Source organism: Kitasatospora sp. NPDC004272, from assembly GCF_053603035.1.
In genome coordinates this window covers 1-24698 of sequence record NZ_JBSGET010000029.1, presented here as the reverse complement: position 1 = coordinate 24698, position 24698 = coordinate 1, and the positions used below count along the sequence as shown (strand labels likewise).

The following is a 24698-nucleotide window of genomic DNA, read 5'->3' as shown; positions in this document are numbered from 1 at the left end:
CGGGAGTGCCCCGCCGCCCGGTCGGGGCGGCGGGGCACTCCCGTCGGCTGTCGGCCGCGACTTGTCAGCCGCGGCTGCGCTTCTTCAGTTCCTTGTACTCGGCGATTCCGTCCACGAACCTGCAGGCTCCGGTCTCCGCGTCGACCACGACCGGGAAGGCGCCGCCGAGGCGGCCGTTCCTCGCCAGGTACGAGACGACGTACGCGCCCTCGATCGTGATCTCCGGGTGGATGACCAGGTAGCAGTCCAGGGATTCCCAGGTCCGGATCTCACGCCTGCAGTACTCCTCCGCCGCGGCGAGCGCCCCTGCCGAGTCGGTGATCCTCGTCATTCGGATTCCCCTTCGGATTCCCAGGGGATCAGGAGGTCGAGCCTGTCCCACGCCTCGGTGTCGGCGAACGTCTCGCTCTGGTAGTCGAGGAACTTGATCCGCCCACCGTCGTTGGTGACGTTGAAGTAGTGTCCCACGCCTGTGTACTTGCCCTTGGCGTCGACATCGTATCCCAGCACGATTCCCCGGCTTCCGGGGCCGAGTTCCGTCATCCGGTCGGCGATCTCATCCCGGCCCGCGGTCTCCTCGAAGGGTGCCCCGAAGAAGGATTCGACGACCGAAGCGTCGACGGGTTCAGTCATGGCTTCGGCTTCGGTGATCACGTCGGGGTCGTCCATGAAGCCCCCCAGCCGGTTGTAGCCGGCGAGGGCGCACAGGGAGCAGTTCATCTTGGAGCCGGTGGGATTGGTGCCCGCCAGGGTGGACTCCACTCCCTTCTCGGCGTGGGTCTCGGAGGCTCCGCTCCCGTGTCCCGGCCCGGTCGGCTTGTCACTGGGCGTGACCGGGGCAGCCGGGTCATCGGTTCCGGCCTTGGTCTCGTTCCCGGCAGGGTCCGCCGCGGGCTTCCCCGTGCCCTCGCCCTTGCCGTCCCCGGCGAGTTCTTCCGCGTTCTTGGCGAGGGCCGATTCGTTCTTGAGGGCGTACTCGGACTCCGCGGCGGCCGCGGTCGCCGCCGCCTCCAGCGCGGCGTCGCTCTTGCCGACGACGGCGGCTTCGTTGGCCGTGTGCGTCGCCCCGTTCTTGGCCGCCTCCTTGGTGGCTTCGTGGGGGTCGGTGGTTCCCTTGCCGGCGCCCTTCTTCCCGCCGCCGGCCGACTCCCCGTGCGAGGGGCCGGCGTCACCGCCCAGGTAGTTGATGACGGCTCCGGTCGCGGTCGCGGCTCCTTCTCCGCATTCGATCGCGAGGGGGCCGCCCTCCCAGCAGGCGGCGACGGCGCTGGCGACGACGACGACGGTGACGGCCGTCGTCATGAAGTGGAAGAAGCTGTCCCCCCACAGGCCGGTGGGGTCGCTGAGCGTGGCCGGGTTGTCGCCCGCGTAGGTGTAGCCGCCCATCTGGTTGGGATCGCCCACCTCCAGGACCGGGTCGACGGCGAGGAAACGGCCGAGGGCGGGGTCGTAGTTGCGGGCGCCGAGCAGGTCGAGGCCGGTGCCGGAGTCGGCGGGCTGGCCGAGGTAGCCCCGGTTGTCGGCCCAGCTGGTGGGCTGGGTGCCGCGCGGGTTGCCGTAGGGGTCGTAGGCGCGGCGGGTGGGTGCCAGGGTGGTGGCGTCGACCTGGAGTTGGGCGGTGCCCTGGTGGTTGGCGGGCTGGTAGGTGAGGGCGCCGCCGCTGGAGCGGACGATGGTGGTGCCGTCGGGGTTGGGGTAGTGGCGCAGGCCGCTGACGGTCTGGGTGGCCTTGTCCAGGGTGAGCTGTTCGGCCCCGCCGAACAGGTAGAGCGTGGTGCCGGTCGGGCCGCGCTGGATCAGCAGGCTGCCGCCGGCGTCGTAGAGGTAGCCGGTGGTCTGGTTGACGGTGGCGGTGCGGCCTTCGGCGTCGTACGTGAGGTTCTGGGTGCCGGTGGTCGCGCCGGTGGTGGTGCGCGTGGTGGTGTTGCCCGCGGCGTCGTACTGCGGGGTGAGGACGGTGGTGCCGGTCGGGCCGGTGGTGGTGACGGTGGTCAGCCGGTTGGGCTGGTCGGCCTTGGTGGTGCCGTTGCCGGGGTAGCTGCTGGTCTGGGTGGTGTCCTTGGCAGTGTTGCCCGTCAGGTCGTGCTGGACCTGCTGGGTGCGGTCGCCGAGCAGGTCGTACTGCCAGCTCTCCCAGTAGGGGGCCGGGCCGCCGACGGTGGCCGGGGCCGGGCTGGTGGAGTTGCAGGTGGCGAGCTGGCCCGCCGTCGGCACGGTGGTGCCGGCGGTGTCGGTCCAGGCGGTGGTCAGCCGGTTCAGGCCGTCGTAGCCGAAGCACTGGGTGTCGGCGACGGGGGTGGTGGCGCCGTTGGACTGGCGGTCGGAGACGGTGGTGAGCTTGCCCGCCTGGTCGTAGCCGTAGGTGGTGTCGGAGAGCGCGTTGGTGCCGGTCTCGACGCTGACCCGGCTGGTGGCCAGGCGTCCGGTGGTGTCGTCGTAGGTCTGCGCGGTGCGGTACTGCTTGCCCGCGTCGCCGTAGGTGGACTGCAGGACCTGGCCCAGCGGGCTGTAGTTGGCGACATCCAGGTAGTGGGTGAACCGTCCGGAGCCCGAACTGACCAGCCCGCCCTGCAGGTTGTAGCCGTAGCCGACCGACTCGGACGGGAGTCCGCCGTCCGCGCCGAAGGTGCTGTGCGCGACCAGGCCGGTGTTGGGGGTGTAGTCCGTCCCCAGGGTGTAGGTGCCGGCCAGCTTGCCCTCGGCGGCGGGGATCGTGACGCTGGTACCGGTCGGCTGGTAGGCCGTGTTGTAGCCCGTGAACGCCGTGGTGTAGGCGCTGCCGCCGGCGCCGCCCACGTAGCGGGTGGCGGAGGTCGGGTAGCCCTTCTGCAGGGTGTCGTAGACGTATCGGGTCAGCTGCTTGGCGGTATCGGTGGTGCTGGGGCCGTCGAAGGTGCCGACCAGTCGTCCGAGGGTGTCGTACCCGTACGACAGGGTCTGCCCGCGGCCGTCGGTGAGGGTGGCGACGCGTCCTTGCGCGTCGTAGGTGGTGGTGGAGGTGCCGCTGTCCGGGTCGGTCTGCGAAGTCTTGCGACCCAGCAGGTCGTACGTGTAGGACCAGGTGTTGCCGGTGGCGTCGGTGAGCGACGCCACCTGGCCGGAGGGCCGGTAGGTGTAGGTGGTGGTGGCGTCGGCGCCGGGGCCGCCGTGGACGGTGCTGGAGACGGTCCGGCCGCGCGCGTCGGTGACGACGGTGGTCGCGGCGGCACCGGGCGGAGGCGTGGTGTCGGTGCGGTCCACGCCCGGGTGGGCGGTGGTGGCCTGCCAGAGCTGGTGCGCCTTGCCGTACAGCGCGGTGCCCGTGCTCCGGCCCATCCCGTCGTAGCTGGTGACCGTCTGGGCGGGGAGGGTGTTCTCGTTCTCCACGAACAGGGTGCCGCCCGGCGCGGTGGTCGGGTCGGCGTACGGTGCGGCCGCGGAGACCTGCCAGCCGTGCGAGTCGTACTTCGTGGAGGCGATCAGCCGGCCCGCCGAGTTGTCGGCCGTGGTGGTCTGGGTCTGCCGCAGCGCCAGGAAGCCGTCGTAGATGCTGACGACGGTGCTGTAGGTCTGGTCCTCGCGCAGGCTCCGCGTGGTGACGGACGACGGGTCCGGCTGGGTGCCGGCGCCGTGGACCGCGTAGGCGAACGTGCGGTCGGGACTCTGGGTGGCCATGGCGCGCCCGGGCATCCAGACCTGGGTCCGGCGGCCCAGCGCGTCGTAGGTGGAGTCGGTGACCCGGCCGTTGGCGTCCACGGCGTGGGTGACCAGACCGCGCGGGGAGGCGAAGGTGCTGGAGGAGACCCAGCCGAGCGGGTTGGTGGTGCTCACCCCGGTCGCCAGGGTTCCGGTGGCCGGGGTGTAGACCGTCGTTTCGGCGTTGCCCGCGGAGTCGACGGACTTGGTGACCCGACCGTAGCCGTCGTACGTGACGGCGCCGTTGGTCTGGAAGACCGGGTTGCCGGAGGCGTCGTAGGAGGTGACGCCCTGGGTGGCGGTGAGCAGGCCGACGGTGGTGCCGTTGCCGCCGACGCTGCCGAGGCTGCCCGGGTTGCCGAGCGTGCCGTCGCCGTCGTAGTAGAAGCGCTCGTCCTCCAGGGTGCTGGTGGCCCCGGCCGCGGTGGTGCACGGGCCGGCGACGGTCACCGATTCCTTGGGCAGGTTCAGCAGCATCGGGGCGGACGCGGGGGCGTTCGCGTAGGAGACGGTGGTGCACGTCTCCTGGGCCGGGTCCGCGAGGTCGCCCTTGTTGTCGGTCTTCTCCGGTCGGCCGAGGCCGTCGAAGAAGACGTCCGCCCTGGTCGTGCGCCAGGTTCCGTCGGCCTTCAGGGCGAGTGCCCGGGTGCTGGTCTGCTGGACCCGGTGGGCTTCCAGGTCGGGCAGCACCGACAGCGTCCCGGGCGGGGTCTTGCCCGTCCAGGCGGTGCGGGCGCGGTGCTCCGTGGTGATCTGACCGGCCACCGACGCGAGCGACTTGGCGACGACCGTGCCGCCGGCCCGGTCGTAGGTGTCGGTCTCCTGGGCGGCTCCGGTCATCCAGTTGCTGTCGGTGCTGGACTCGCCGAGCGAGTTGCTCAGGCTGACGCTGCGCCTGCTGCCGTCGGCCTTGTAGTCGCCGTCCATGCCCTGGAAGTAGGACACGGTGCTCTGGGTGACCGGGTCGGGTGCGGCGCCGGTGGTGACGGTGACGGTGCGGTAGCCGCGGAAGTCGTTCCAGGTGCGGTACTGGTCGTCGGTGCGGTCGGAGTCGTCGCGGTGCCAGGCCGCGCCGCCGCCGTAGGCGTACGCGGTGACCCGGGACGGGGACCCGGCCTTGGTGCGGTCGTTGTCGGAGACCTGCTCGACCAGGGTCTTGTGGAACCAGTCCAGGGACGGGTCCTTGACGCCGGCCGCCGCCCAGTAGACCGGGAAACAGGCCATGGTGTTGCGGTCGGCCGAGGCCGGCATGGCGCCCGCGGTCCGGGAGCACTCGGGGTCGCGGTACTTGACCGCGATCTGCTCACCGGTCTCGGTCTGGACCTGGGAGATCCGGGGGCGGTAGAGCGGCGGGGCGGCGGGGCCGCCGTCGACCCGGTTGTCCATCTCCACGCCGGTGAAGACCACCGGGTCCAGCGCCACGGTGCCGCTGCCGCCCGCCGAGGTGTCCAGGCCGGTGTGCCGGATCTGCGAGAGCCACATGACGGCCTGCAGCTGGCCGGCGTCGGCCGGGTCGACGGTCTTGCCGGTGACCGGGTCCATCACACCGCCGGCGTCCGAGAACAGGTGCGTCAGCTCGTAGGAGTCGACGTCCTGCCAGCCGCCGGCGGTCTTCACCTTGGTGGTGACCGACTTCAGCCGGACGGTGGACCAGAAGGTCGGCGCGCCGATCCGGCACACGTTCGCGCCGGTGCCGGAAGTCGCCATCCCCTGCGTGCAGTTCAGGTCGTACGGGACGTCGGGCCAGTTGGTGGCGGTACTCGCCGACAGGTTGGCGTACTGGCAGACCGTGTCGGAGGTGGTGCAGCGCTGCGCGGGCGTGAAGACCACCTTCGCGGCCGGGTCGTGGCCGGCCCGGGCGTCGGCGAGCTGGTAGCCGTAGGAGATCTGGGTCAGGTAGCCGCCGCGGGTGTAGGCGGTCATCGTGCCGCCGTTGCCCGCCGCCGCGACCTGGCCCAGGCCCCGGTTGTACCAGTTGGCCTCGGCCGCCCAGTCGTAGCGCTGGACGTTGCCGTTCGGGTCGACGACGAAGTCGACGTTGAAGCGGTAGCCGGGGTTCGCCGGGCAGAGCGAGTTCTTGCCCGCGCTCGCGCTGTAGCAGGGGTCACCGGAGTTCGGGTGGTAGACCGGCGCGCCCCAGGCGCTGTTGGTCGCGGCGTCGGCGGTGGTGCCGGGCGCGTGGTTGAGGCCCAGGTAGTACTGGGTGCCGTCGGTGGTGGTGACCTTGAAGTACTCGCCGTCCCACATGCCGTTGGACGCGCCGGTCAACCGTTCGACCTTGGTGCCGTCGTCGTTCTGCAGGTGGTAGGCGCCGCTGCTGTCGCGCACCAGCTCGCCGGAGTGCGAACCGAGCGACAGCGTGGCGTTCCAGCCCGCCCAGCACTCGTCGCCGGAGTCGGCGATCCCGTCCGACGCGCAGGGCCGGTAGGAGCGCTCGACGAAGCCCGGCGAGTAGTCCCAGCCGTCGCCGATCCAGGACGCCTGCGAGTTGCGGGCCGAGGTCTTCCCGTCCACCGACTGCGAGTTGTACGACAGCGCCACCGACGGCGCCGCGCCACCGAGTGCGGCGGGCACCGGGATCGGGTAGCTGTAGGTGAACGCGCCTTGGGTCGAGCCCCAGGAGCCGGACGCGGAGAGCGAGGTGGCGGTGTAGCTGCCCTGCGAGCCGCCGGTGCCGGCCACCGCGGCGACGGCCGTGCCGGAGTCGGTGACGGCGTCCAGCTTCAGCGCCCCGGAAGTGGTGTCCTGGGCAGGGAGTTGGACGGTCGCGGTCAGCTTGTGGGCAACCGGGTCGTTGACCGTCTCCAGCGGCCGCTGGGTCCGGCAGGACGCGTACTGCGGCGTGGTCAGCGCGCAGGCCGGCAGCTGCACCAGGTGCAGCCGGGAGGCCCAACCACCGCCGTACGCCTGGGCGATGGAACCGTAGTCGACCGCGACCGAGACCGCGCCGCCGGAGGCGGACCCGTCCGCCGGCTCCAGGCCGACCAGCAGCCCGTCCACGTCCGCGGCCTGGGCCCCGGCCCGGTCGGCGGTCTCCACCTTCACCGAGGCCGGCGCCTTGGACTTCGCGACGCCCGCCGGGGCCGCGAGCGCCACCGCACCGGACGGATCGGCCGCGCCGAGCGCCACCGTCGTGCTCGATGCCTTCGGCCAGCCGGCGGCCGCCGCGTCGTGGGTGCGCAGCTCGCGCGATCCGGCGGCCACGCCGTGGTCGGACCGGTCGGCGGCACCGGTGGCGTCGTGCCCGGTGACCTCCGGGACCGCCGGCAGCGGATCGGCTGCCCAGACTTTACCGTCATAGCGGTACGGGCCGACCACGGTGGCGGCACCGGCCGCCGGAATAATGAGGGACATTGCGGCTACGAACGTCGTGACGACGGTGATTCCGCGGTATCTGAGCCTACTACGCGCCAGTCTGGGGCGATTTATCCGATCCATTTTGACATGATCACTTCCTGTAGGGGGCGATCCGCCGCTGCACGTGAACAGCCATCAGTTCCCGTGCAAGAAGGAGGATTCGAGAAGCTGCGAAACGTTATGGCCGGAGCCCCCCGTTCGCAATATCCTTCGCCGTCGACCAAACGGACCGGAATGCGAGCAATCGTGACCGATCGTCACGGAATCAGCTTCCATAAGGGAATCGGATGCGCGAATCGGACATGACTCGATTCGATGCGTGCCATCTGCGTGACCCAGCCGCCGGCAACCGGAAAGGCGCTTGACCAAAATTTTGAATTCCCAGGGGAACGTGGGCCGAGTTCACCGACCTCGGCGCCGGCAGGGTCGGCCGACCAGCCGTCCGCCACGGGTCGCTACGTGGTCGCTCAGACGAGCAGCAGTTCGCCGCAGGACTCGGTGAGGACGGCGCGGGCCTCGGCGGGCAGGGCGCGGTCGGTGACGAAGCAGTCGAGGTCGGTGAGGGCGGCGAAGCTGCTGAGGCCGACGACGCCCCACTTGGTGTGGTCGGCGACGGCGACGGTGCGGTGGGCGGAGGCGATCAGGGCGCGGTTGGTCTGGGCCTCGGCCAGGTTGGGGGTGGTGAGGCCGGCGCGTTCGCTGACGCCGTGGGCGCCGATCAGCAGCAGGTCGACGTGCAGGGAGCGGATCGCCTGGTCGGCGAGCGGGCCGACCAGGGCGGCGGAGCGGGTGGGGGCACCGCCGGTGAGCAGCAGGGCGGGGGCGTTCTCGCCGCGGGAGCGGAGGAGTTCGGCGACCGGCAGCGAGTTGGTGACCACGGTGAGGCCGGGGACGTCGAGCAGCCGGGTGGCGACGGCGTACGCGGTGGTGCCGGCGGAGAGGGCGACCACGCTGCCGGGCTGGACCTGGGCGGCGGCGGCTTCGGCGAGGGCGGCCTTGGTCTCGGCCGCCAGGGTGGACTTGGCCTCGAAGGCGGGTTCCTCCGCGCTGGTGGTGTGGGCGACCGCGCCGCCGTAGACCTTGCGGACGGTGCCGGTGCGGGCGAGCGCGTCCAGGTCGCGGCGGACGGTCATGTCGGACACCCCGAGCTGGTCGACCAGTTCGGCGACCTTGACGGCTCCGTCGCGGCGGACCAGGTCGAGGATCAGGGCCCGGCGCTGGTCGGCGAGCAGTCCGCCGTCGGTCGTCACGGTGTCCTCCGGGGAATCGGGGTGCGGAGGCGATCAGCATAGTCCGCGGGGCGGCGCCGCCACCCTGTTCGAGTCTGGTGCGGTGTGTTTGAATGTGTTGGATATACCGTCTGATCGTCCGTGAACGTCCGCTGGAGCGCCCCGATGACCACCGATGCCGCCACCGATGCCGCCTCCTCCTTCGCCTCCGCCTTCGGCGGCTTCCCCGAGGGCGTCTGGGCCGCTCCCGGCCGGATCAACCTGATCGGCGAGCACACCGACTACAACGAGGGCTACGTGCTGCCCGCCGCGCTCCCGCACACCACCCGGGTCGCGGCCCGCCGCCGGGACGACGGCCGGGTGCGGCTGTTCAGCGCGCAGGGCGACGGCTCGGTGGCCGAGTTCGCGCTCGCCGACCTGGCCCCGGGCTCGGTGCCGGGCTGGGCCGCGTACCCGGCGGGCGTGTTCTGGGCGCTGGCCGAGGCCGGGCACCCGGTGGGCGGCGCCGACCTGGCGTTCGCCTCGGACGTGCCGACCGGGGCGGGCCTGTCCTCGTCCGCCGCGCTGGAGTGCGCCACCGCGATCGCCCTGGACGAGCTGTACGGCCTCGGCCTGGACGCCCCCGGCCGGGCGCTGCTCGCCCAGCGCGCCGAGAACGCCTACGTCGGGGTGCCGTGCGGCGCGCTCGACCAGATGGCGTCCAGCTGCTGCGTCGTGGGCCACGCCTACTTCCTCGACACCCGCACCCTCGCCGGCCGCCAGGTCCCGCTGGACCTGCCCGCGGTCGGCCTCTCCCTGCTGGTGATCGACACCCGGGTCAAGCACGACCTGGGCGACGGCGCGTACGCGGGCCTGCGGGCGGGCTGCGAGCGGGCCGCCGAACTGCTCGGGGTGCGGGCGCTGCGCGACATCGGCCCCGGCGAACTGGCCGCGGCGGAGGAGAAGTTGCCCGCCGAGCTGCGCCCGCTGCTGCGGCACGTGGTGACCGAGGACCAGCGCGTGCTGGACGTGATCGCCCTGCTCGACGCGGGCGACCCGCGGGCACTGGGCCCGGTGCTGACCGCCGGACACGCCTCGCTGCGCGACGACTACCGGGTCTCCTGCCCGGAGACCGACCTGGCGGTGGCCGCCGCGAACGCGGCGGGCGCCCTGGGCGCCCGGATGATGGGCGGCGGCTTCGGCGGCTCGGTGCTCGCCCTGGTCGACACCGACCGGCTGGCGGAGGTCGAGCGGGCGGTGCACGAGGCGTTCGCGGCGGCGGGCTTCGGCGCGCCGCAGGCGTTCCCGGCGGTGCCCGCGCAGGGCGCGCACCGGGTGTCCTGAGGTAGAGAACGGCGGGAAGCGAAATCAGGGGCTCCGGGAACGGCGAGAGCCCCCGCCAGGGGCTCGGGGAACGGCGAGGCCCGGTCTGCGAGCGGTGCACTGCCGGAGCGCGCATCGGCTTCCGGTTCCGTTACTGCACGCAGCAGCACGGACCTCCGATGGGCTCCGGCCACCAGCGGCACGGACTCGCCGTTCCCCGAGCCCCTGTCGGGTCTCGTCTTCCGCCGACGGAAAAGGGCCCGGACCGCTCGTGCGGTCCGGGCCCTTTCGGTGGGGGCGGGGTCTACAGCTCGCGCAGGGTGCGGGCGGCGGCCTCGGGGCGGACGTCGTTCATGAAGGCGCCCATGCCGGACTCGGTGCCGGCCAGGTACTTGAGCTTGTCGGCGGTCCGGCGGAGGGTGAACAGCTCCAGGTGCAGGGCGAGTTCGGCGGTGGCGGGCTGGGGGGCCTGGTGCCAGGCGGCGATGTACGGGGCGGGCCCGGGGAACAGCCGGTCGAAGCGGCGCAGCAGGTCGAGGTAGATCCGCGGGAACTCGGCCCGGGCGGCCTCGTCCAGGCCGGTCAGGTCGGCGACCCGGCGGTTGGGGTAGAGGTGCACCTCGTACGGCCAGCGGGCGGCGAACGGGACGAAGGCCGTCCAGTGCTCGCCCGCCAGCACCACCCGGGAGTCCGGCTTGCCGGTGGTGGCGCGTTCGGCGGCCAGCACGTCGTCGTACAGGTTGCGGCCGGTCGCGGCGAGGTGGGCGGCGGCGCGCTCCAGGGCGAGCGCGGTGCGCGGGGTGGTGAACGGGAAGGCGTAGACCTGGCCGTGCGGGTGGCCCAGGGTGACGCCGATCTCGGCGCCGCGGTTCTCGAAGCAGTAGACCTGCCGGACGCCGGGGCGGGCGTACAGCTCGGCGGTGCGGTCGGTCCAGGCGTCCAGGACGAGGCGGGCGCGCGGCTCGTCGAGGTCGGCGAAGGAGGCGGCGTGGTCGGAGGTGAAGCAGACCACCTCGCAGCGGCCGGTGCCGGGGGTGAGCGCGTACGGGCCGTCCGCCCAGGGGGCGACGTGCTCGGCGGAGGAGTCGGCGAGCGACGGGAAGCGGTTCTCGAACACCGCGACCTGGTAGTCCGCCGCCGGGATCTCGCTGAGCCGCCCCTCCCGGGACGGGCAGAGCGGGCACTCGGCGGCCGGCGGGTGGTAGGTGCGGCTCTGGCGGTGCGCGGCGATGGTGACCGCGTCCCCGCTGAACGGGTCGACCCGGACCTCGGAGACGCTCGCGGTGGGCTCCAGCGGGCGCCGGTCGACGGCGTCCCGCGCGGTGGGTTCGGCATCGTAGTAGACCAGTTCGCGGCCGTCGGCCAGCTTGGTCACCGTCTTGTGCACGGCGGCACTCCTCGTGGTTCGTGGCGCGGCTCGGCGCAGGAGGGGCGAGCCGTACATCAAACATCTTCGAACAGAGTGCATCGCAATGCAACACCCCTCCGGCTGGTGGACCGGAGGGGTGCGGCGGGACGGGCGGGGTCAGCTCTTGGCGAGGACCTCGGCGACCAGCTCGCGGGCCTCGGACTGGACCTCGGCCAGGTGGTCGGCGCCGTGGAAGCTCTCGGCGTAGATCTTGTAGACGTCCTCGGTGCCGGAGGGGCGGGCCGCGAACCAGGCGTTCTCGGTGGTGACCTTGAGGCCGCCGATCGCGGCGCCGTTGCCGGGGGCGTGGGTGAGCACGGCGGTGATCGGCTCGCCCGCCAGAGTGTCGGCGGTGACCCGGTCGGCGTCGAGCGCGGCCAGGGCCGCCTTCTGGGCCCGGTCGGCGGGGGCGTCGACCCGGGCGTAGACGGGGTCGCCGTGCCGGGCGACCAGCTCGCGGTACAGGGCCGAGGGGGTGCTGCCGGTGACGGCGGTGATCTCGGAGGCGAGCAGGGCCAGCAGGACGCCGTCCTTGTCGGTGGTCCACGGCGAGCCGTCGCGGCGCAGGAACGACGCGCCCGCGGACTCCTCGCCGCCGAAGGCGACGGTGCCGTTCAGCAGGCCGTCGACGAACCACTTGAAGCCGACCGGGACTTCGAGCAGTTCGCGGCCGAGCTCGGCTACCACCCGGTCGATCATCGAGGAGGACACCAGGGTCTTGCCAACGGCCGCCGCGGCGGGCCAGCCCTCGCGGTGCCGGTACAGGTAGTCGATGGCGACGGCCAGGTAGTGGTTGGGGTTCATCAGCCCGCCGTCGGGGGTGACGATGCCGTGCCGGTCGGCGTCCGCGTCGTTGCCGGTGGCCAGCGCGTAGGCGTCCCGCTTGTCGATCAGCGAGGCCATCGCGTACGGGGAGGAGCAGTCCATCCGGATCTTTCCGTCCCAGTCCAGCGTCATGAACCGCCAGGTCGGGTCGGCGAGCGGGTTGACCACGGTCAGGTCGAGCCGGTGGGTCTCGGCGATCCGGCCCCAGTAGGCCACCGAGGCGCCGCCGAGCGGGTCGGCGCCGATCCGCAGGCCCGCGTCCCGGACGGCGTCCAGGTTCAGCACGGCGGGCAGGTCGTCGACGTAGGCGCCGAGGAAGTCGTACCGGCCGGTGGTGTCGGCGGCCAGCGCCCGGGCGTACGGGACCCGGCGGACGCCCTCCAGGCCCGCGGCGAGCAGCGCGTTGGCCCGGCGCTCGATCCAGCCGGTGGCGGTGGAGTCGGCGGGGCCGCCGTGCGGCGGGTTGTACTTGAAGCCGCCGTCGGCGGGCGGGTTGTGCGAGGGCGTCACCACGATGCCGTCGGCGAGCGCGGCCGGGCCGGTGCGGTTGTGGGTGAGGATCGCGTGCGAGACCGCCGGGGTCGGCGTGTAGCCGTCGGCGGTGTCCAGCAGCACCGTGACGCCGTTGGCGGCCAGCACCTCCAGCGTGGTGGCCCGGGCGGGCTCGGACAGCGCGTGGGTGTCGATGCCGAGGAACAGCGGCCCGGTGGTGCCCTGTTCGGCCCGGTAGTCGCAGATCGCCTGCGCGGTGGCCGCGATGTGGTCCTCGTTGAAGGCGGTGCGCAGCGCCGAACCCCGGTGCCCCGAGGTGCCGAACGCGACCCGCTGTCCGACGTCCTCCGGATCCGGGTGCAGCGCGTAGTAGTCCGTCACCAGGCGGGCGACGTCGATCAGGTCCTGCGGCTGCGCCGGCTGGCCGGCCCGTGCGTGCACCATCGTGGCTACTCTCCTCGGTCGGTACGGCAAGGATGCCCGTCGACCATCATGCGGGCCACAGCGCGTCAACTGCGGGAACGCCGTGAGGCGTGTGGCCGACGGGGCGTCGGCGGACGCGTACCCGCCCCGGACACGGAGAAGCCCCGCACACCCGAGTGGCGGGGCTCCCGATGGCGGCCTGGCCTCAGATCTCGCCGAACCGGCCGGACTTGACCGCCGCGACGAAGGCGGCGAAGCCGGACGAGGGGAACACCAGGGCCGGACCGTGCGGGTCCTTGGAGTCGCGGACCGGCACGACACCGGCGCGCGCTCCGGGTGCCCACTCCACGCAGTTGCCGCCGTTGCCGCTGTAGCTGCTCTTCACCCAGTGGGCGCCGACCAGATCGACCTTCATCACAGTTCCTTCCGGAGCACGCGGACCCTGGCGAGCGTCGCCGCCGTGGACAGCGACTCGACCTGGAGCCGATCGTAGTCGCTCTCCCAGGCCGCCAGCATGGTCCGGCCGCGCTCCACGTAACCGCGCGCCTGGCACTTTGATCTGGGACCACCCTCGCGCCCGCCGCGACCTGGCGAGCTCCGCACCGAAGCGGAGCGCGGGAGACTTCATGGCGTCAGTTCCGCCCTCTTCCAGCACAGTTGACCCCCTGCGACTCGGCCCAGCCGTCTTCCGTCAAGTCGCGGCCAGCCCAGCCATTCCCCTTGGCACCCGTAACGCAAAGGAGGCAAGTGGCAACGTGCGGTGACCGAAGGCGGGTGCGGGGCGGATGCCGGGACGCACTCCCGGCTCCGCGGGCGGCAGCCCGGTCCTCGGCCGTCTCCCCCGCCGGGCGGGCGGCTACTTCTTGCGGCCGCCGCCGCTGCCGCCGCGCTTGGGCTGGCCGGTGCGGGCGCCGCCGGTGCGCTGGCCGGGCTTGGGCCTGGGCTTGCCGCCGGCCTGGGGGGTGCGCTGCTGGGGCTGGGGCTTGGACTTCTTGGTGCTGGAGGGGCGGCGCTGCTCCTCGGCGGCGGCGGTGCGGCCGCGGGAGCTGTTGGCGGTGCGGCCGCGGACGATGCCGATGAACTCCTCGACCAGGTCGGTGGTGGCCTCCTCCGGCCAGGCCAGGGCGACCTGCGACTGCGGGACGTCGGCCAGGGTGCGGTAGGTGAGGTCGCGGCGGTGGTGCAGCCGGGCCAGCGACTGCGGGACGGCGAGGACGCCGACGTTGGCGGCGACCAGTTCGATCGCGTCGGCGGTGGTGGCGGGCCGCTCGAAGGCGGGGCGCCCGGGGAGCTCGGGCCAGTCGAGGGTGTCGTCCTGCGGGTGGAAGACGACCTCCTCGGCGAGGTCGGCGGCGGTGACCTCCTCGGCGGCGGCCAGCCAGTGGTCCTTGGGGAACACCACGACGGTGGTCTCGGTGTACAGCGGGATCGCACTGAGCACCGTCCGGTCCACCGGCAGCCGGACCAGCCCGGCGTCCGCGCCGCCGGACAGCAGCAGGGCGCGGCCCTCGGCGGGCGCCGACTGCAGCAGCTCGACCGGGACGTCCGGCAGCCGCTCCTCCCACACCCGCAGCCACTTGGTGGGCGTCACCCCCGGCACGTACACCAGGCGGAAGGAGGCGGGGGACGGCTGGTTCTCGGTCTCGGTCACGGGCTCCAGGCTAGCGGGCGCGGGCGGCGGGACGGCCGTGAGCTGGGCAGGGGCGCGTTCCCTATACCCTTGTCGCATGACTACGCCCAAGCCCAAGACCTCCCAGACCATGAAGCCCGCGACCGCGGCCAAGAAGCTGGGGATCTACCTGGCGGCGACCCCCGCCGAGTTCCAGGCGGGCGTCGTCTCCCGCGACGAGCTCAACGCGATGCAGGCCGAGCCGCCGCAGTGGCTCGCCGACCTGCGCCGCAACGGTCCGCACCCGCGCCAGGTGGTGGCTTCGCGGCTCGGCATCTCGGTGACCGGTCTGAACCGCGCCGGGATCACCGAGGCGCTGACCACCGAGCAGATCGACGCGCTGCGCGAGGAGGACCCGGAGTGGCTGCGCCGCGAGCGCGCCCTGCAGGCCGACGTACGCAAGGAGGCGCAGCGGGTGCAGGCGGCGGCGGAGAAGGCCGCGAAGGTGAAGGCCGAGCGGGCGGCCGGGAAGGCCAAGCGCAAGTAGCGTCGTCCTCGGGCGGCGGGATTCGAACGTCCGTCGGGAGCGTCGCCGGTCGGCGGCACTCTTTCGGATGATGTGCGCACGCCATGAACGGCTTTGCGGGGTACGGCGGCTGACGGTCCGTCAGCATGGCGATCATGATGTCGCTACGCCGTACCTCCTCGGCAGCTCTCGTCGCCTGCGCGGCCCTGCTGCTGCCGCTCGCTCCCACTGCCCACGCCGCCGACCGGGCCGGCTCCCGTCCCACCGAGGCGGCCGTCAACGGCCTGCTGGACGGGATCCGGCGGGACCCGGCGCGGCTGGACGCCTTCCTGCGGGCGATGCCCAAGGGCGGCGACCTGCACAACCACCTCTCCGGCGCGGTCACCACCGAGCTGCTGATCCAGCTGGCCGCGCAGGACGACCTGTGCATCGACTCGGTGACCCTCGACTCCGCCACCGGCCCGTGCCAGGGCACCCTGCGGCCCGCGGCGGACGCGCTGCCGGAGGGCGAGTTCCGCACCCGGGTGATCCGGGCCTGGTCGATGCAGGACTTCACGCCGGGCGCGGAGTCCGGCCACGACCACTTCTTCGCCACCTTCGGCAAGTTCGGCGAGGCCAGCTGGCGCCACCCGGGCACGATGCTCGCCGAGGTCACCGACACCATGGCGGCCCAGCACCAGAGCTACCTGGAGACCATGCTGACGCCGTCCTCCGGCGGGGTCGCGGCGCTGGCCGCCAAGGTCGGCTTCGACCCCGACTTCGCGGCGCTGCGGCAGAAGCTGCTGGCCGGCGGCCAGATGCAGGGCCTGGTGGACTCGGCCCGCGCCGACCTGGACCGGGCGATGGCCGAGTACCAGGCCACCGAGCGGTGCGGCACCGCGCAGGCCCGGCCGGGCTGCTCGGTGACGGTGCGGATCCAGTCCCAGGCGTCCCGGGCGTCCACCCCGGCGCGGGTGTTCGCCCAGCTGCTGATCGGCCTGGAACTCGCCTCCCAGGACGACCGGTTCGTCGCGGTGAACCTGGTCCAGCCGGAGGACTACCAGGCGTCGCTGGAGAACTACCAGCTCCAGATGCAGATGCTCCAGTACCTGCGTCCGCTCTACCCGAAGGCCCACGTCAGCCTGCACGCGGGCGAGTTGGTGCCCGGGCTGGTCAAGCCGGAGGACCTGACCTTCCACATCCGGCAGGCCGTGCTGACCGGCCAGGCCGAGCGGATCGGGCACGGCGTGGACGTCACCCACGAGGACGACTCGGCGGACCTGCTGCGCACCCTGGCCGAGCGCAAGGTGCTGGTCGAGGTGCCGCTGACCTCGAACGCGCAGATCCTCCAGGTCGAGGGGGCGCAGCACCCGTTCCCGCTGTACCGGAAGTACGGGGTGCCGACCGCGCTGGCCACCGACGACCCGGGCGTGGAGCGGATCGACATCACCCACGAGTACGTGCGGGCGGCGCGGACGTACGACCTGAGCTACACCGACCTGAAGGACCTGGCGCGCAACTCGCTGGAGTACGGCTTCGTGGCGGGCCGCAGCCTGTGGCGGGACCGCGACGGGTTCAAGCCGGTGCCGGAGTGCCAGGGCCGGCCGATCGGGGCGCAGAACCCGACGCCGAAGTGCGCGGCGCTGCTGGCGGCCAGCCCGAAGGCGGCGCTGGAGTGGAAGCAGGAGGGCGCGTTCCGCAGCTTCGAGGCTTCGGTGCTGGGGCTGAAGTAGCCCGCGGGGGAAGCGGGTCGGCGGCCCGCCGGGGGGTGGTTCCCCGGCGGGCCGCCGGTGTGCGCGGCGGGTGCGGTCAGTGCCGGGCCAGGTGGGCGCGCAGTTCGACCAGCGGTTCGGCGGCGTCGGGGGCGCCGGCGGCGGTGAGTTCCGCGATGGCGGCGTCCAGGCGGGCCCGGGCGGCGTCGGGGCGGTCGAGGCGGTTGGCCTCCAGGACGGCGGCGACCCGGATCGACTCGGCCCGCCCGTGGTACGCGTCGGCGCCCCGGGCGGCGAACGCGGCGATGGCGAGTTCCATCTCGGCGAGCGCCTCCTCGTCCCGGCCCAGGGTGCTCAGGGTGCGGGACCGGGTGTCGTGCAGGGTGCCCTCGGGGCAGCCGTAGCCGAACTCCTGGCCTTCGCGTTCGGCGGTGTCCGCGACCTCGGCGGCCTCCGCCAGCCGGGCCAGCGCCCGCTCGGCGGCCTCGGGGTGCGCCTCGTCGTGCAGCTCGGCGAGGTGGCGGCCCTGGCGCAGCAGCATGTCGAAGACCGCGTCGGGGTGCGGGCCGGCCCGGTGCGCCTCCAGGGCGCGCTGCCGGGCGAGGTCGGCGGCGGGCCACTGTTCGGCGACGGCGAGGGCGACGGCGGCCTCGGCGGCGACCATGGTGAGGATGTGCTTCTCCTCGAAGCCGGCGACCCGGTCGGCGAGCAGCAGGTACTCCTCGGCGGCGGCCCGGGGTTCGCCGGCCCCGCGCAGGCCGCGCGCCAGGCTGAGCCGGGCCTGGGCCTGCTCGCGGACGTCGAGTTCGGCGAACGCGGGCTCCAGCAGCACGGATTCGAGGACGGCCACGCCGTCGTCGGGGCGTCCGGCGTTGCACAGCGCCTGGCCGAGCATGATGCGGGCGGACGCGGCCTCGCCGGCCGCGCCGAGGCGGTCGTAGCGGGCGGCGGCCTCGGTGAGCGCCCCGGCGGCCTCGGCGTGGCGGTCCAGGCAGAGGTGGGCGCGGGCCAGGCCCTCGTGGGCCCGGGCGGCGGTGCCGGAGCGGTCGCCGTACCGGGCGGAGACCGCGGTGGACCGCTGGAAGTGCTCCACCGCCGCTTCCAGGTCGCCCCGGCCGAGGGCGAGTTCGCCGCGCTGGCCGTGGACGTAGGCGAGCCGCCAGGGGGCGCCGGCCTGTTCGATCAGCCGCTCGGCCTCGGCGACCAGCCGCTCGGACTCGGCGAAGTCGGCGTCCTCCTGCCCGCGTTCGACCAGGAAGCGGATCCGGGCGCCGAACAGGCGGGCGTTGGCCTGGCGGTGCGGCAGGCCGTACCGGGCCGCCTCGGTGTGGAGCAGTTCGAGGGTGGCCTCGGCCTCGGCGAGCGCCTGCGGGTCCGGATCCGACCGGGGGCGGTCGGGGCCGCCCTCCCCGGAGGCGCTCTGGAAGACGGCGCGCAGTTCGGCGCTGGCCTGGACCTGGAGCACGGCGACCAGTTCGCGGCCGCCGAACGGGGCCCCGGCTTCCGCCAACTCCTCCAGTTGGGCCCGCACTTCGCGGATCAGCCGGAGGTCGCCGGGGCGGTCATGCCGGGGGACGGCCTGCCGGGCCCGGCAGGCGAGGGCGCGGGCGGTCAGCCCGGCCTGCTCGAACAGCTCGGCGGCCGAGGCGTACAGCGCGTCGGCCTGCTCGTCCGGGAGGTGCTCCTCGAAGGCGCGTTCCAGGGCGAGTTCGGCCTTCAGCTGGACGAGCGATCCGAGGCCGGACTGCTCGGCGTCCTCGGGGTGCCGGTGGTCGGGGGCCTCGATCAGGGCGGCGATCCGGTTCCAGTGCAGGATCGACTCGGGGTGGTTGGTGACGCTCAACTCGCGTGCCTTGGACACGAGTTCAGCCAGATCGGCGGGCCGGCCCGGGGCGTCGGGGGCGGCCGGGGCGGCTGCGGGGGTAGCGGCGGGGGTGGCGGCGCGCAGGCCGAGCGGCAGCGGTTCGGCGACCAGCGGGGTGCGGGCCAGCCGGGCCCGGCGGGCTCCGCCGACCGCGCCGGTGCCGTTGCGGGCGTCGAAGCGGGCGGCCAACTCGTCGCCCTCGGTGCGCAGTTCGGCGTACAGGGCGGCGGCGGTGCGGTGTGCGCCGGGCGGGCCGGCCACCGGGACGCCGCCGTGGCCGTCCTCGACCAGCCGGCCCAGCAGGAGCTGGGCGCCGGTGAGGAAGTGCAGCCGGGCCAGCGGGTCGCCGTGCCGGTCGAACAGGTCCCGGTTCTCGGCCAGGATCTCCAGGCCGCGCGGCTCGTTGCGGGTGAGCGCGCAGAACTCCAGGTGCAGGCCGACCGGTTCGGCGGCGGCGGAGCGGCCGCGGGCCCAGCGGTAGCCGGTCAGGTGGGCGGAGCGGGCCTCCTCGACCCGGCCGGTGCGCAGCAGCGGCAGCAGCGCCAGGGCCCGGCTGACGTGCGGTTCCTCGGAGCAGGAGCGCTCGCCGGAGAACACCGGCCGCCAGACCTCCAGGGCCCGCTCGTCGTCGCCGAGCCGGACGAAGTGCAGGGCCTGCTCGCGCAGTTCGCAGGCGTGGCAGTCGCTGTAGCGGGAGCGCCAGCGGGTGGCCCACCGCTCGAACGCGTCCTGGACGCCCTCGCCGGTGTGCACGGCCAGCTGGTACTGCCGGGCGTGGTAGGGCTGCAGGTCGTGGCCCTGGGCGAGGTAGTGCGAGCGCAGTTCGCCGTGCCAGCGGCGGACCGCCTCCAGCGGCACCTCGGGGACGCTCAGCAGCGCGGCCGCGACCCACTTGTAGCGCCAGTCGGTGGCGTGGTTCTCCCAGTCGCCGAAGCCGTCGGGGTGCTCCTCGCGGAGCTTGGCGATCCGGGCGAAGGCCACCGGCAGCTTGCGCTGCTCGGCGTCGTACTCGTACGCCTCGGTCAGCTCCAGCAGGGCGACGGCGAGCAGCTCGGGATCGTCGAACTGCTCGGCGGCGTCGACGAGTTCCTCGGCGGTGACGGTGCGCGGGCGGCCGTACGGGAGTTCGTCGTTGGCGCGCAGGGCGGCCCGGACGGCGTCGATGGTGTCGAGCATCAGGGCTCCTGGTGCGGCGTGGCGGGCGGGTTCTGCGCGCCGGGACCGGCCTGACCGGTGGCGGCGGGACCGGCCTGGCCGGTGGCGGCGGGCTCGTGGCCGAGCATGGCGTGGTCGAGCAGGGCGAGGAAGGAGCGGTTCAGCAGGGCGGACTCGCTGGCCTTCAGCGGGCGGCGGGCCAGCAGCAGGGCCTGGCCGTAGAGCGCCTCGACGGTGGTGGTGGCGAGTTCGGGGTGCCGGATCGCGGCGGCCCGGCGCACCAGCGGGTTGAGGTGGTTGAGCACCAGCTGGGCGCGCGGCGCGGAGCTGCCCAGCGAGCCGAGGATGTCGGCCCACAACCCGTCGGCCTGGTCGGCGAGTCGGGTGCGGGTGCGCTCGTGCCGGGCCTCGCGGTCGTCGAGCAGCAGGGCGGGGGCGCTGCTGGGGTGGAAGGTGCGCAGCGCGACGTCGCAGTCGAAGCGGCCGAGGACCTGGCGGGCGGTGGCGAGGAACGCGGCGGCGGCCAGTTCGGTGGCCGGGTCGACGTTGTCCAGGTGCGCGGTGACGGTGGCCGGGTCGAGGTCGGCGACGGTGGTGCCGGTGCGGATCTCGGGCAGCCGGTGGACGAGGTCCCGGTCGTAGGTGTAGCCGCCGTTGATGACGCCCAGGCCGGCCGCGCCGGCGATCGGGGCGACCTGGCGGAACTCCTCGACGGTGCGGGTGACCAGCACCACCGGGTGGGCCCGGGCGAACTCGTCGAGCGTGACGTTGCCGTCGGTGGTCTCGAACGGCAGCCAGGGCAGCAGCATCCGCAGCAACTCGTCGTCGTGCCGGGCCAGCGCCTTGACGGCCAGGTGGTGCACGGACAGGAAGCGGTGCAGCAGGCCGGGATCGCTGGCGGACAGGTCGGTCAGCCAGTCGCGGATCCGCAGGCCGAGCGCGTCCCGGACGGCGGCGAGCGTCTCGTCGGCGTACAGCGCCTCGCGGGAGGCGGTGGGGCGCAGCCGTTCGGCGTCGACCACGCAGCGCACGAAGAACGCCCACTCGGGGAGCAGTTCGTCGGCCTGATCGGACAGCAGCATGCCCTTGAGGTGCACCCGGTGCCCGGCCCGGCGGGACGGCGGGACGGCCTCGGGCAGCACGTAGGCGACGCCGCTGAGGCCGACCAGCGGCAGGTCGAGGTCGATGGTGTCGAGCGGGGTGAAGTCGAAGGTGTCGCGGCAGTGCGCGGTGAGCGCCTCGCGCCGGGCGGCGGGGGTGTCGTGGCGGCGGGCCCAGGGCGCGGGAGTCCGGTTGATCTGCGTGCCGCGCCCGGCGCCGTCGACCACGGTGACCCGGTGGCGCAGCAGGCTGCCGTAGTGCCGGGCGAGTTCGAGGACCCGGTGCGGGGCGGTCCACTCCTCGGCGTCGGCGCGCGGGGTGAGGGTGACGGTGGTGCCGGGCTCGGGGCGGGCGTCGGCGGGCAGGGTGGTGATGGTGTAGCGGCCGTCGGAGCGGCCGCGCCACTCGACCACCGGCGCGTCGGGGGTGCGGGCGGAGCGGGTGGTGACGGTGATCTCGTCGGCGACCACGAAGCAGGCGAGCAGGCCGATGCCGAACTGGCCGATGAACTCGGCTCGGGCGTCCGCGAGTTGGCCGGCGTCCAGGTCCCCGTCGGGGGTCCGCTTGGAGCTGCGGCCGATGGTGGCCAGGAAGGTGTGCACGTCGGCCTCGGTGAGGCCGACGCCGGTGTCGGAGACCGAGAAGGCGTCGCCGGTGGTGACGGTGATCTCCGCGGGCGCGGCCGGGTCGAGGGCCTGCCGGGCGGTGATCGCGTCGACCGCGTTCTGCAGCAGTTCGCGCAGGTAGACGCGGGGGCTGGAGTACAGGTGGTGGGAGAGCAGGTCGACCAGGCCGCGCAGGTCCACCTGGAAGGTGTGCTGCGCGCTGGGCTCGTTCGGGGTCACCGGGGCTGGTCCTTCGGCTGGTGCGGGTGGAGGTCGGGGCGGGGCGGGATGGGGCGGGGCGCGGGGAGCCCGGTGGGCGTGGCCGGCGGGGGACGGGCGGGCGTGGCCGGCGGGGGACGGGCGGGGGTCAGCCCTTGGCGCAGCGCAGGCGGGTGCGCTCGTACACCTCGGCCGCGTCGCCCCAGTAGCCCCACGGCAGTTCGGTGGCGCGGTCGCCGAGCTCGGCGAAGAACAGGTGGGCGGCGGCGGGCTGCCCGGAGAGCGCGAACGCCATCGCGAACACGTTGTGGGCGATCGGCCAGTCCCGGCCGCGGCGGTAGTCGGGGTGCCGCACCGAGCGGTCGGCGGCCTCGTGCAACTGCCCGCGGACGTGCTCCTGGGCCATGTACGCGGCGTCCTCCTCGGGCGGCAGCGAGAGCCAGTGCTCGATGTGCGCGCGGGCGACCAGTTCGCCGAGCGGGCTGCCCTCCGGGGCGGCGAGCATCGCGCCGCGGGCGAAGGCGTGCATCTGCTCGTGCGAGCCCTGCCACTTCTCGCACAGCTGCTGGAGGCGCTGGCGGTGCGAGGCGAGGTGGCCGGGGCGGCGGCGCAGCGCGGCCTCGAAGCGGTGGCGGGCGGCCTCCCGGTCGATCGAGGCGCCGCGGCCGCTGATCTGCAGGAAGTACCAGGGCCCGAGCAGCTCCGGGTCGAGTTCGGCGGCCCGGTAGAGGTGCTCCTCGGCGCTGTCCAGCCGTTCGTGGAAGAGCTTCCACTGCTCCTCGCTGACGTTCCGGGCGCTGGCCCTGGTCCGGGCCTCCCAGGCCCAGCTGACGTGCCGGGCGCCCTGGGCGAGTTGCAGCAGCGCGTCGTCGGGAGCGGAGGCGAGCGCCCGGCCGATCAGCGTCTCGGCGCCCTTGACGTCCGCGACGGCCTCGACCATCAGCGTCAGCTCGTCCTGGTCGGCGGCGGCGTCCAGGACCGCCCGGGCGCCGGGCCAGGAGCCGACCCCGACGAAGGCCCGCAGCCTGGCCAGTTCGGCGTCGCCGAACGCCGGGTCGATGACGGGGCGCCCCTGCGGCGGCGCGGCCGCGGCCGTCGATGCGGCGGTGGCCGCCGGGTGGTCCTCGCCGGTGTCGCGGCGGCCGAGCAGCCGTGCGAACAGTCCCATTCCCGGATCCCCTCCGAAGTGCTTCGCGTTCTCGCGGGGGCCGCGCGTGGCGGTCCCCGGACCGAGATTCCTATCACGTCCGTGCGACAGGTGTGCGAAGGGTTTTCAGCGGGTGGGCAACCACAGCAGGGGCTCGGGGCACGGCGAGTCCGTGCTGCCGGCGGTCGGAGCCCATCGGAGGTTCGTGCTGCTGCGTGCAGTGACAGGAACCGGAAGCCGATGCGCGCTCCGGCAGTGCACCGTCAGCAGACCGGGCCTCGCCGTTCCCCGAGCCCCTGTCGGGGCTCGCTATTCGGCGGTGTGGACGGCGCGGCCGCCGACGTAGGTGCGCAGGACGCGGGTCTCGGCGATCTGCTCGGCGGGGGCGGCGAACGGGTCACGGTCGAGGAGGACCAGGTCGGCGAGGTTGCCGGGGCGCAGCACGCCGGTGTCGTCGAGGCGGTTGAGGTGGGCGGTGCCGCTGGTGTAGGCGGCCAGGGCGGTGGCGAGGTCGAGGCGCTGTTCGGGCAGGAAGACCGGGACGTCGGGGCCGGCGCCGGGTTCGCGGCGGTTGACGGCGACGTGGATGCCGTCGATCGGGACGGCGCTGGAGACCGGCCAGTCGGAGCCGGCGGCGAGGGTGGCGCCGGTGCGCAGCAGGCTGCCGAACGGGTACTGCCAGGTGGCGCGTTCGGGGCCGAGGAAGGGGATGGTGAGTTCGTCCATCTGCGGTTCGTGGGCGGCCCAGAGCGGCTGGATGTTGGCGAGGGCGCCGAGCTCGGCGAACCGGGCGAGGTCGTCGGGGTGGACGACCTGGAGGTGGGCGAGGTGGTGGCGGTTGCCGCGGCGGCCGTTGGCGGCGACGGCGGCCTCGACCGCGTCCAGGGCCTCGCGGACGGCGCGGTCGCCGAGGGCGTGGAAGTGCACCTGGAAGTCGAGCGCGTCGAGGGCGGTGACGTGCTCGCGCAGCGCGGCCGGGTCGACGAAGCTGAGGCCGCTGTTGCCGGTGGCGCAGCCGCAGCCGTCCAGGTAGGGGGCGGTGAGGGCGGCGGTGAAGTTCTCGGCGATGCCGTCCTGCATGATCTTGACCGAGCTCGCCCGGAACCGGCCGTGGCCGTACTTCTCCCGGCGGGCGACGAGTTCGGGGATCTGGTCGGCGCCGCGTTCGCGGTCCCACCACAGGGCGCCGACGACGCGGGCGGTGAGGGTGCCGTCCCGGGCGGCGGTGAGGTAGGCGTCGGAGGGGTCGGGGTTGCCGCCGAACTCGCCGAGCAGGGCGTCCTGCCAGGCGGTGATGCCGAGCGAGTGCAGCATCGCCTGGGCGCTGTGCAGGGCGGCGAGGCGGTCGGCGGCGGTGGGGGCGGGGGCGTGCCGGCCGACCAGGCCGACGGCGCCCTCCTGGAGCATGCCGCTGGGGGTGCCGTCGGCCTCGCGCTCGATCCGGCCGTCGGCCGGATCGGGGGTGTCGCGGGTGAGTCCGGCGAGTTCCAGGGCGCGGGTGTTGGCCCAGGCGCCGTGGTGGTCGCGGTTGGCGAGGAGCACCGGGCGGTCGGGGACGACCGAGTCGAGGAGTCGGCGGGTGGGCAGGCCGCCGTCGAAGCTCTCCATCGACCAGCCGCCGCCGGTGATCCACTCCTTCTCGGGGTGGGCGGCGGCGTACTCGGCGATCCGGGCCAGGTAGTCGGTGACGGTGACGGTACCGGTGAGGTCGCAGGCGGCCATCTCCAGGCCGCCGTAGACGGCGTGCACGTGGGCGTCCTGGAAGCCGGCGACCAGCAACTTGCCGTGCAGGTCGACGACTTCGGTGCCGGGGCCGATCAACTCCCGTACCTCGTCGTGGCCCACCGCGGTGATCCGCTCGCCGGTGACGGCCAGCGCGCTCGCCCGGGTGCGGGCGGCGTCGCCGGTGTGGATCGGCCCGCCGGTGAAGACCAGGTCGGCACGGTTCATGGGTGGTGCTCCGTTTTCTGCGTGGGGTACGGGAGTCGGGGCCGGGGTCAGGCGGCGGTGGCGGGTTCGGGGCCGGCGGGGCCGGCGGGGTCGGCGGGGCCGGCGGGGCCGGCGGGGCCG

Annotated in this window: 14 protein-coding genes; 3 read left to right on the top strand and 11 right to left on the bottom strand. The window is 73.8% G+C overall.

Features of this window, described 5'->3' with window-relative positions; translation table 11 throughout:
• Positions 1 to 64: 64 nt before the first annotated feature.
• From ACWEO5_RS12065 to ACWEO5_RS12055, 3 genes are all read right to left on the bottom strand, one after another.
• A complete protein-coding gene (locus ACWEO5_RS12065; RefSeq protein ID WP_452162300.1) occupies positions 65 to 331 on the bottom strand; it encodes a hypothetical protein in 267 nt (88 codons plus the stop codon).
• Positions 328 to 7029, bottom strand: a complete 6702-nt coding sequence (locus ACWEO5_RS12060; protein ID WP_452162299.1) for an RHS repeat-associated core domain-containing protein — start codon at positions 7027 to 7029, stop codon at positions 328 to 330. Before ACWEO5_RS12060 ends, ACWEO5_RS12065 begins: the two co-directional genes overlap by 4 nt.
• Before the next feature lie 470 nt (positions 7030 to 7499).
• Positions 7500 to 8282, bottom strand: coding sequence for a DeoR/GlpR family DNA-binding transcription regulator (locus tag ACWEO5_RS12055; RefSeq protein WP_452162298.1), 783 nt, complete (start codon positions 8280 to 8282; stop codon positions 7500 to 7502).
• Positions 8283 to 8426: 144 nt separating this feature from the next.
• On the opposite strand from ACWEO5_RS12055, the gene galK reads away from it, so the two are divergent.
• Positions 8427 to 9584, top strand: a complete 1158-nt coding sequence (galK, locus tag ACWEO5_RS12050) for a galactokinase (protein ID WP_452162297.1) — start codon at positions 8427 to 8429, stop codon at positions 9582 to 9584.
• A 283-nt stretch (positions 9585 to 9867) separates the two neighbouring features.
• Here galK and galT read toward each other — a convergent pair whose 3' ends face one another.
• The 4 genes from galT to ACWEO5_RS12030 all read right to left on the bottom strand — a co-directional run bounded on the left by galT (position 9868) and on the right by ACWEO5_RS12030 (position 14362).
• Positions 9868 to 10950, bottom strand: coding sequence for a galactose-1-phosphate uridylyltransferase (gene galT, locus ACWEO5_RS12045; protein ID WP_452162296.1), 1083 nt, complete (start codon positions 10948 to 10950; stop codon positions 9868 to 9870).
• A gap of 138 nt (positions 10951 to 11088) precedes the next feature.
• On the bottom strand, positions 11089 to 12732 hold the full coding sequence (gene pgm, locus ACWEO5_RS12040; RefSeq protein WP_452162295.1) for a phosphoglucomutase (alpha-D-glucose-1,6-bisphosphate-dependent): 1644 nt from the start codon (positions 12730 to 12732) through the stop codon (positions 11089 to 11091).
• Between the two features lie 184 nt (positions 12733 to 12916).
• Entirely contained in the window at positions 12917 to 13126 is a 210-nt protein-coding gene (locus ACWEO5_RS12035) for a DUF397 domain-containing protein (protein ID WP_452162294.1), read from the bottom strand.
• A 441-nt stretch (positions 13127 to 13567) separates the two neighbouring features.
• Positions 13568 to 14362 (bottom strand): LysR family substrate-binding domain-containing protein, encoded by a 795-nt coding sequence (locus tag ACWEO5_RS12030; protein WP_452162293.1) that lies wholly within the window; start codon positions 14360 to 14362, stop codon positions 13568 to 13570.
• Positions 14363 to 14438: 76 nt separating this feature from the next.
• Between ACWEO5_RS12030 and ACWEO5_RS12025 the strand changes: the two genes are divergently transcribed.
• Positions 14439 to 14867 (top strand): DUF5997 family protein, encoded by a 429-nt coding sequence (locus ACWEO5_RS12025; RefSeq protein ID WP_344553248.1) that lies wholly within the window; start codon positions 14439 to 14441, stop codon positions 14865 to 14867.
• A gap of 125 nt (positions 14868 to 14992) precedes the next feature.
• On the top strand, positions 14993 to 16558 hold the full coding sequence (locus ACWEO5_RS12020; RefSeq protein WP_452162292.1) for an adenosine deaminase family protein: 1566 nt from the start codon (positions 14993 to 14995) through the stop codon (positions 16556 to 16558).
• 76 nt (positions 16559 to 16634) lie between these two features.
• On the opposite strand, the gene ACWEO5_RS12015 is transcribed toward ACWEO5_RS12020, so the two are convergent.
• From ACWEO5_RS12015 to ACWEO5_RS12000, 4 genes are all read right to left on the bottom strand, one after another.
• A complete protein-coding gene (locus ACWEO5_RS12015; RefSeq protein ID WP_452162291.1) occupies positions 16635 to 19577 on the bottom strand; it encodes a hypothetical protein in 2943 nt (980 codons plus the stop codon).
• Positions 19577 to 21502 (bottom strand): HSP90 family protein, encoded by a 1926-nt coding sequence (locus ACWEO5_RS12010; RefSeq protein WP_452162290.1) that lies wholly within the window; start codon positions 21500 to 21502, stop codon positions 19577 to 19579. The genes ACWEO5_RS12015 and ACWEO5_RS12010 overlap by 1 nt, the downstream gene beginning before the upstream one ends.
• Before the next feature lie 127 nt (positions 21503 to 21629).
• Positions 21630 to 22649, bottom strand: a complete 1020-nt coding sequence (locus tag ACWEO5_RS12005; protein WP_452162289.1) for a hypothetical protein — start codon at positions 22647 to 22649, stop codon at positions 21630 to 21632.
• 288 nt (positions 22650 to 22937) lie between these two features.
• Entirely contained in the window at positions 22938 to 24578 is a 1641-nt protein-coding gene (locus ACWEO5_RS12000; protein WP_452162288.1) for an amidohydrolase, read from the bottom strand.
• Between the last annotated feature and the right edge of the window lie 120 nt (positions 24579 to 24698).

Excerpts from the sequence above, each read along its gene's own strand:
- ACWEO5_RS12065 (WP_452162300.1), bottom strand. The coding sequence starts at position 331 with ATGACGAGGATCACCGACTCGGCAGGGGCGCTCGCCGCGGCGGAGGAG.
- ACWEO5_RS12060 (WP_452162299.1), bottom strand. The coding sequence starts at position 7,029 with ATGTCCCTCATTATTCCGGCGGCCGGTGCCGCCACCGTGGTCGGCCCG.
- galK (WP_452162297.1), top strand. The coding sequence starts at position 8,427 with ATGACCACCGATGCCGCCACCGATGCCGCCTCCTCCTTCGCCTCCGCC.
- pgm (WP_452162295.1), bottom strand. The coding sequence starts at position 12,732 with ATGGTGCACGCACGGGCCGGCCAGCCGGCGCAGCCGCAGGACCTGATC.
- ACWEO5_RS12035 (WP_452162294.1), bottom strand. The coding sequence starts at position 13,126 with ATGAAGGTCGATCTGGTCGGCGCCCACTGGGTGAAGAGCAGCTACAGC.
- ACWEO5_RS12025 (WP_344553248.1), top strand. The coding sequence starts at position 14,439 with ATGACTACGCCCAAGCCCAAGACCTCCCAGACCATGAAGCCCGCGACC.
- ACWEO5_RS12020 (WP_452162292.1), top strand. The coding sequence starts at position 14,993 with ATGGCGATCATGATGTCGCTACGCCGTACCTCCTCGGCAGCTCTCGTC.
- ACWEO5_RS12015 (WP_452162291.1), bottom strand. The coding sequence starts at position 19,577 with ATGCTCGACACCATCGACGCCGTCCGGGCCGCCCTGCGCGCCAACGAC.
- ACWEO5_RS12005 (WP_452162289.1), bottom strand. The coding sequence starts at position 22,649 with ATGGGACTGTTCGCACGGCTGCTCGGCCGCCGCGACACCGGCGAGGAC.
- ACWEO5_RS12000 (WP_452162288.1), bottom strand. The coding sequence starts at position 24,578 with ATGAACCGTGCCGACCTGGTCTTCACCGGCGGGCCGATCCACACCGGC.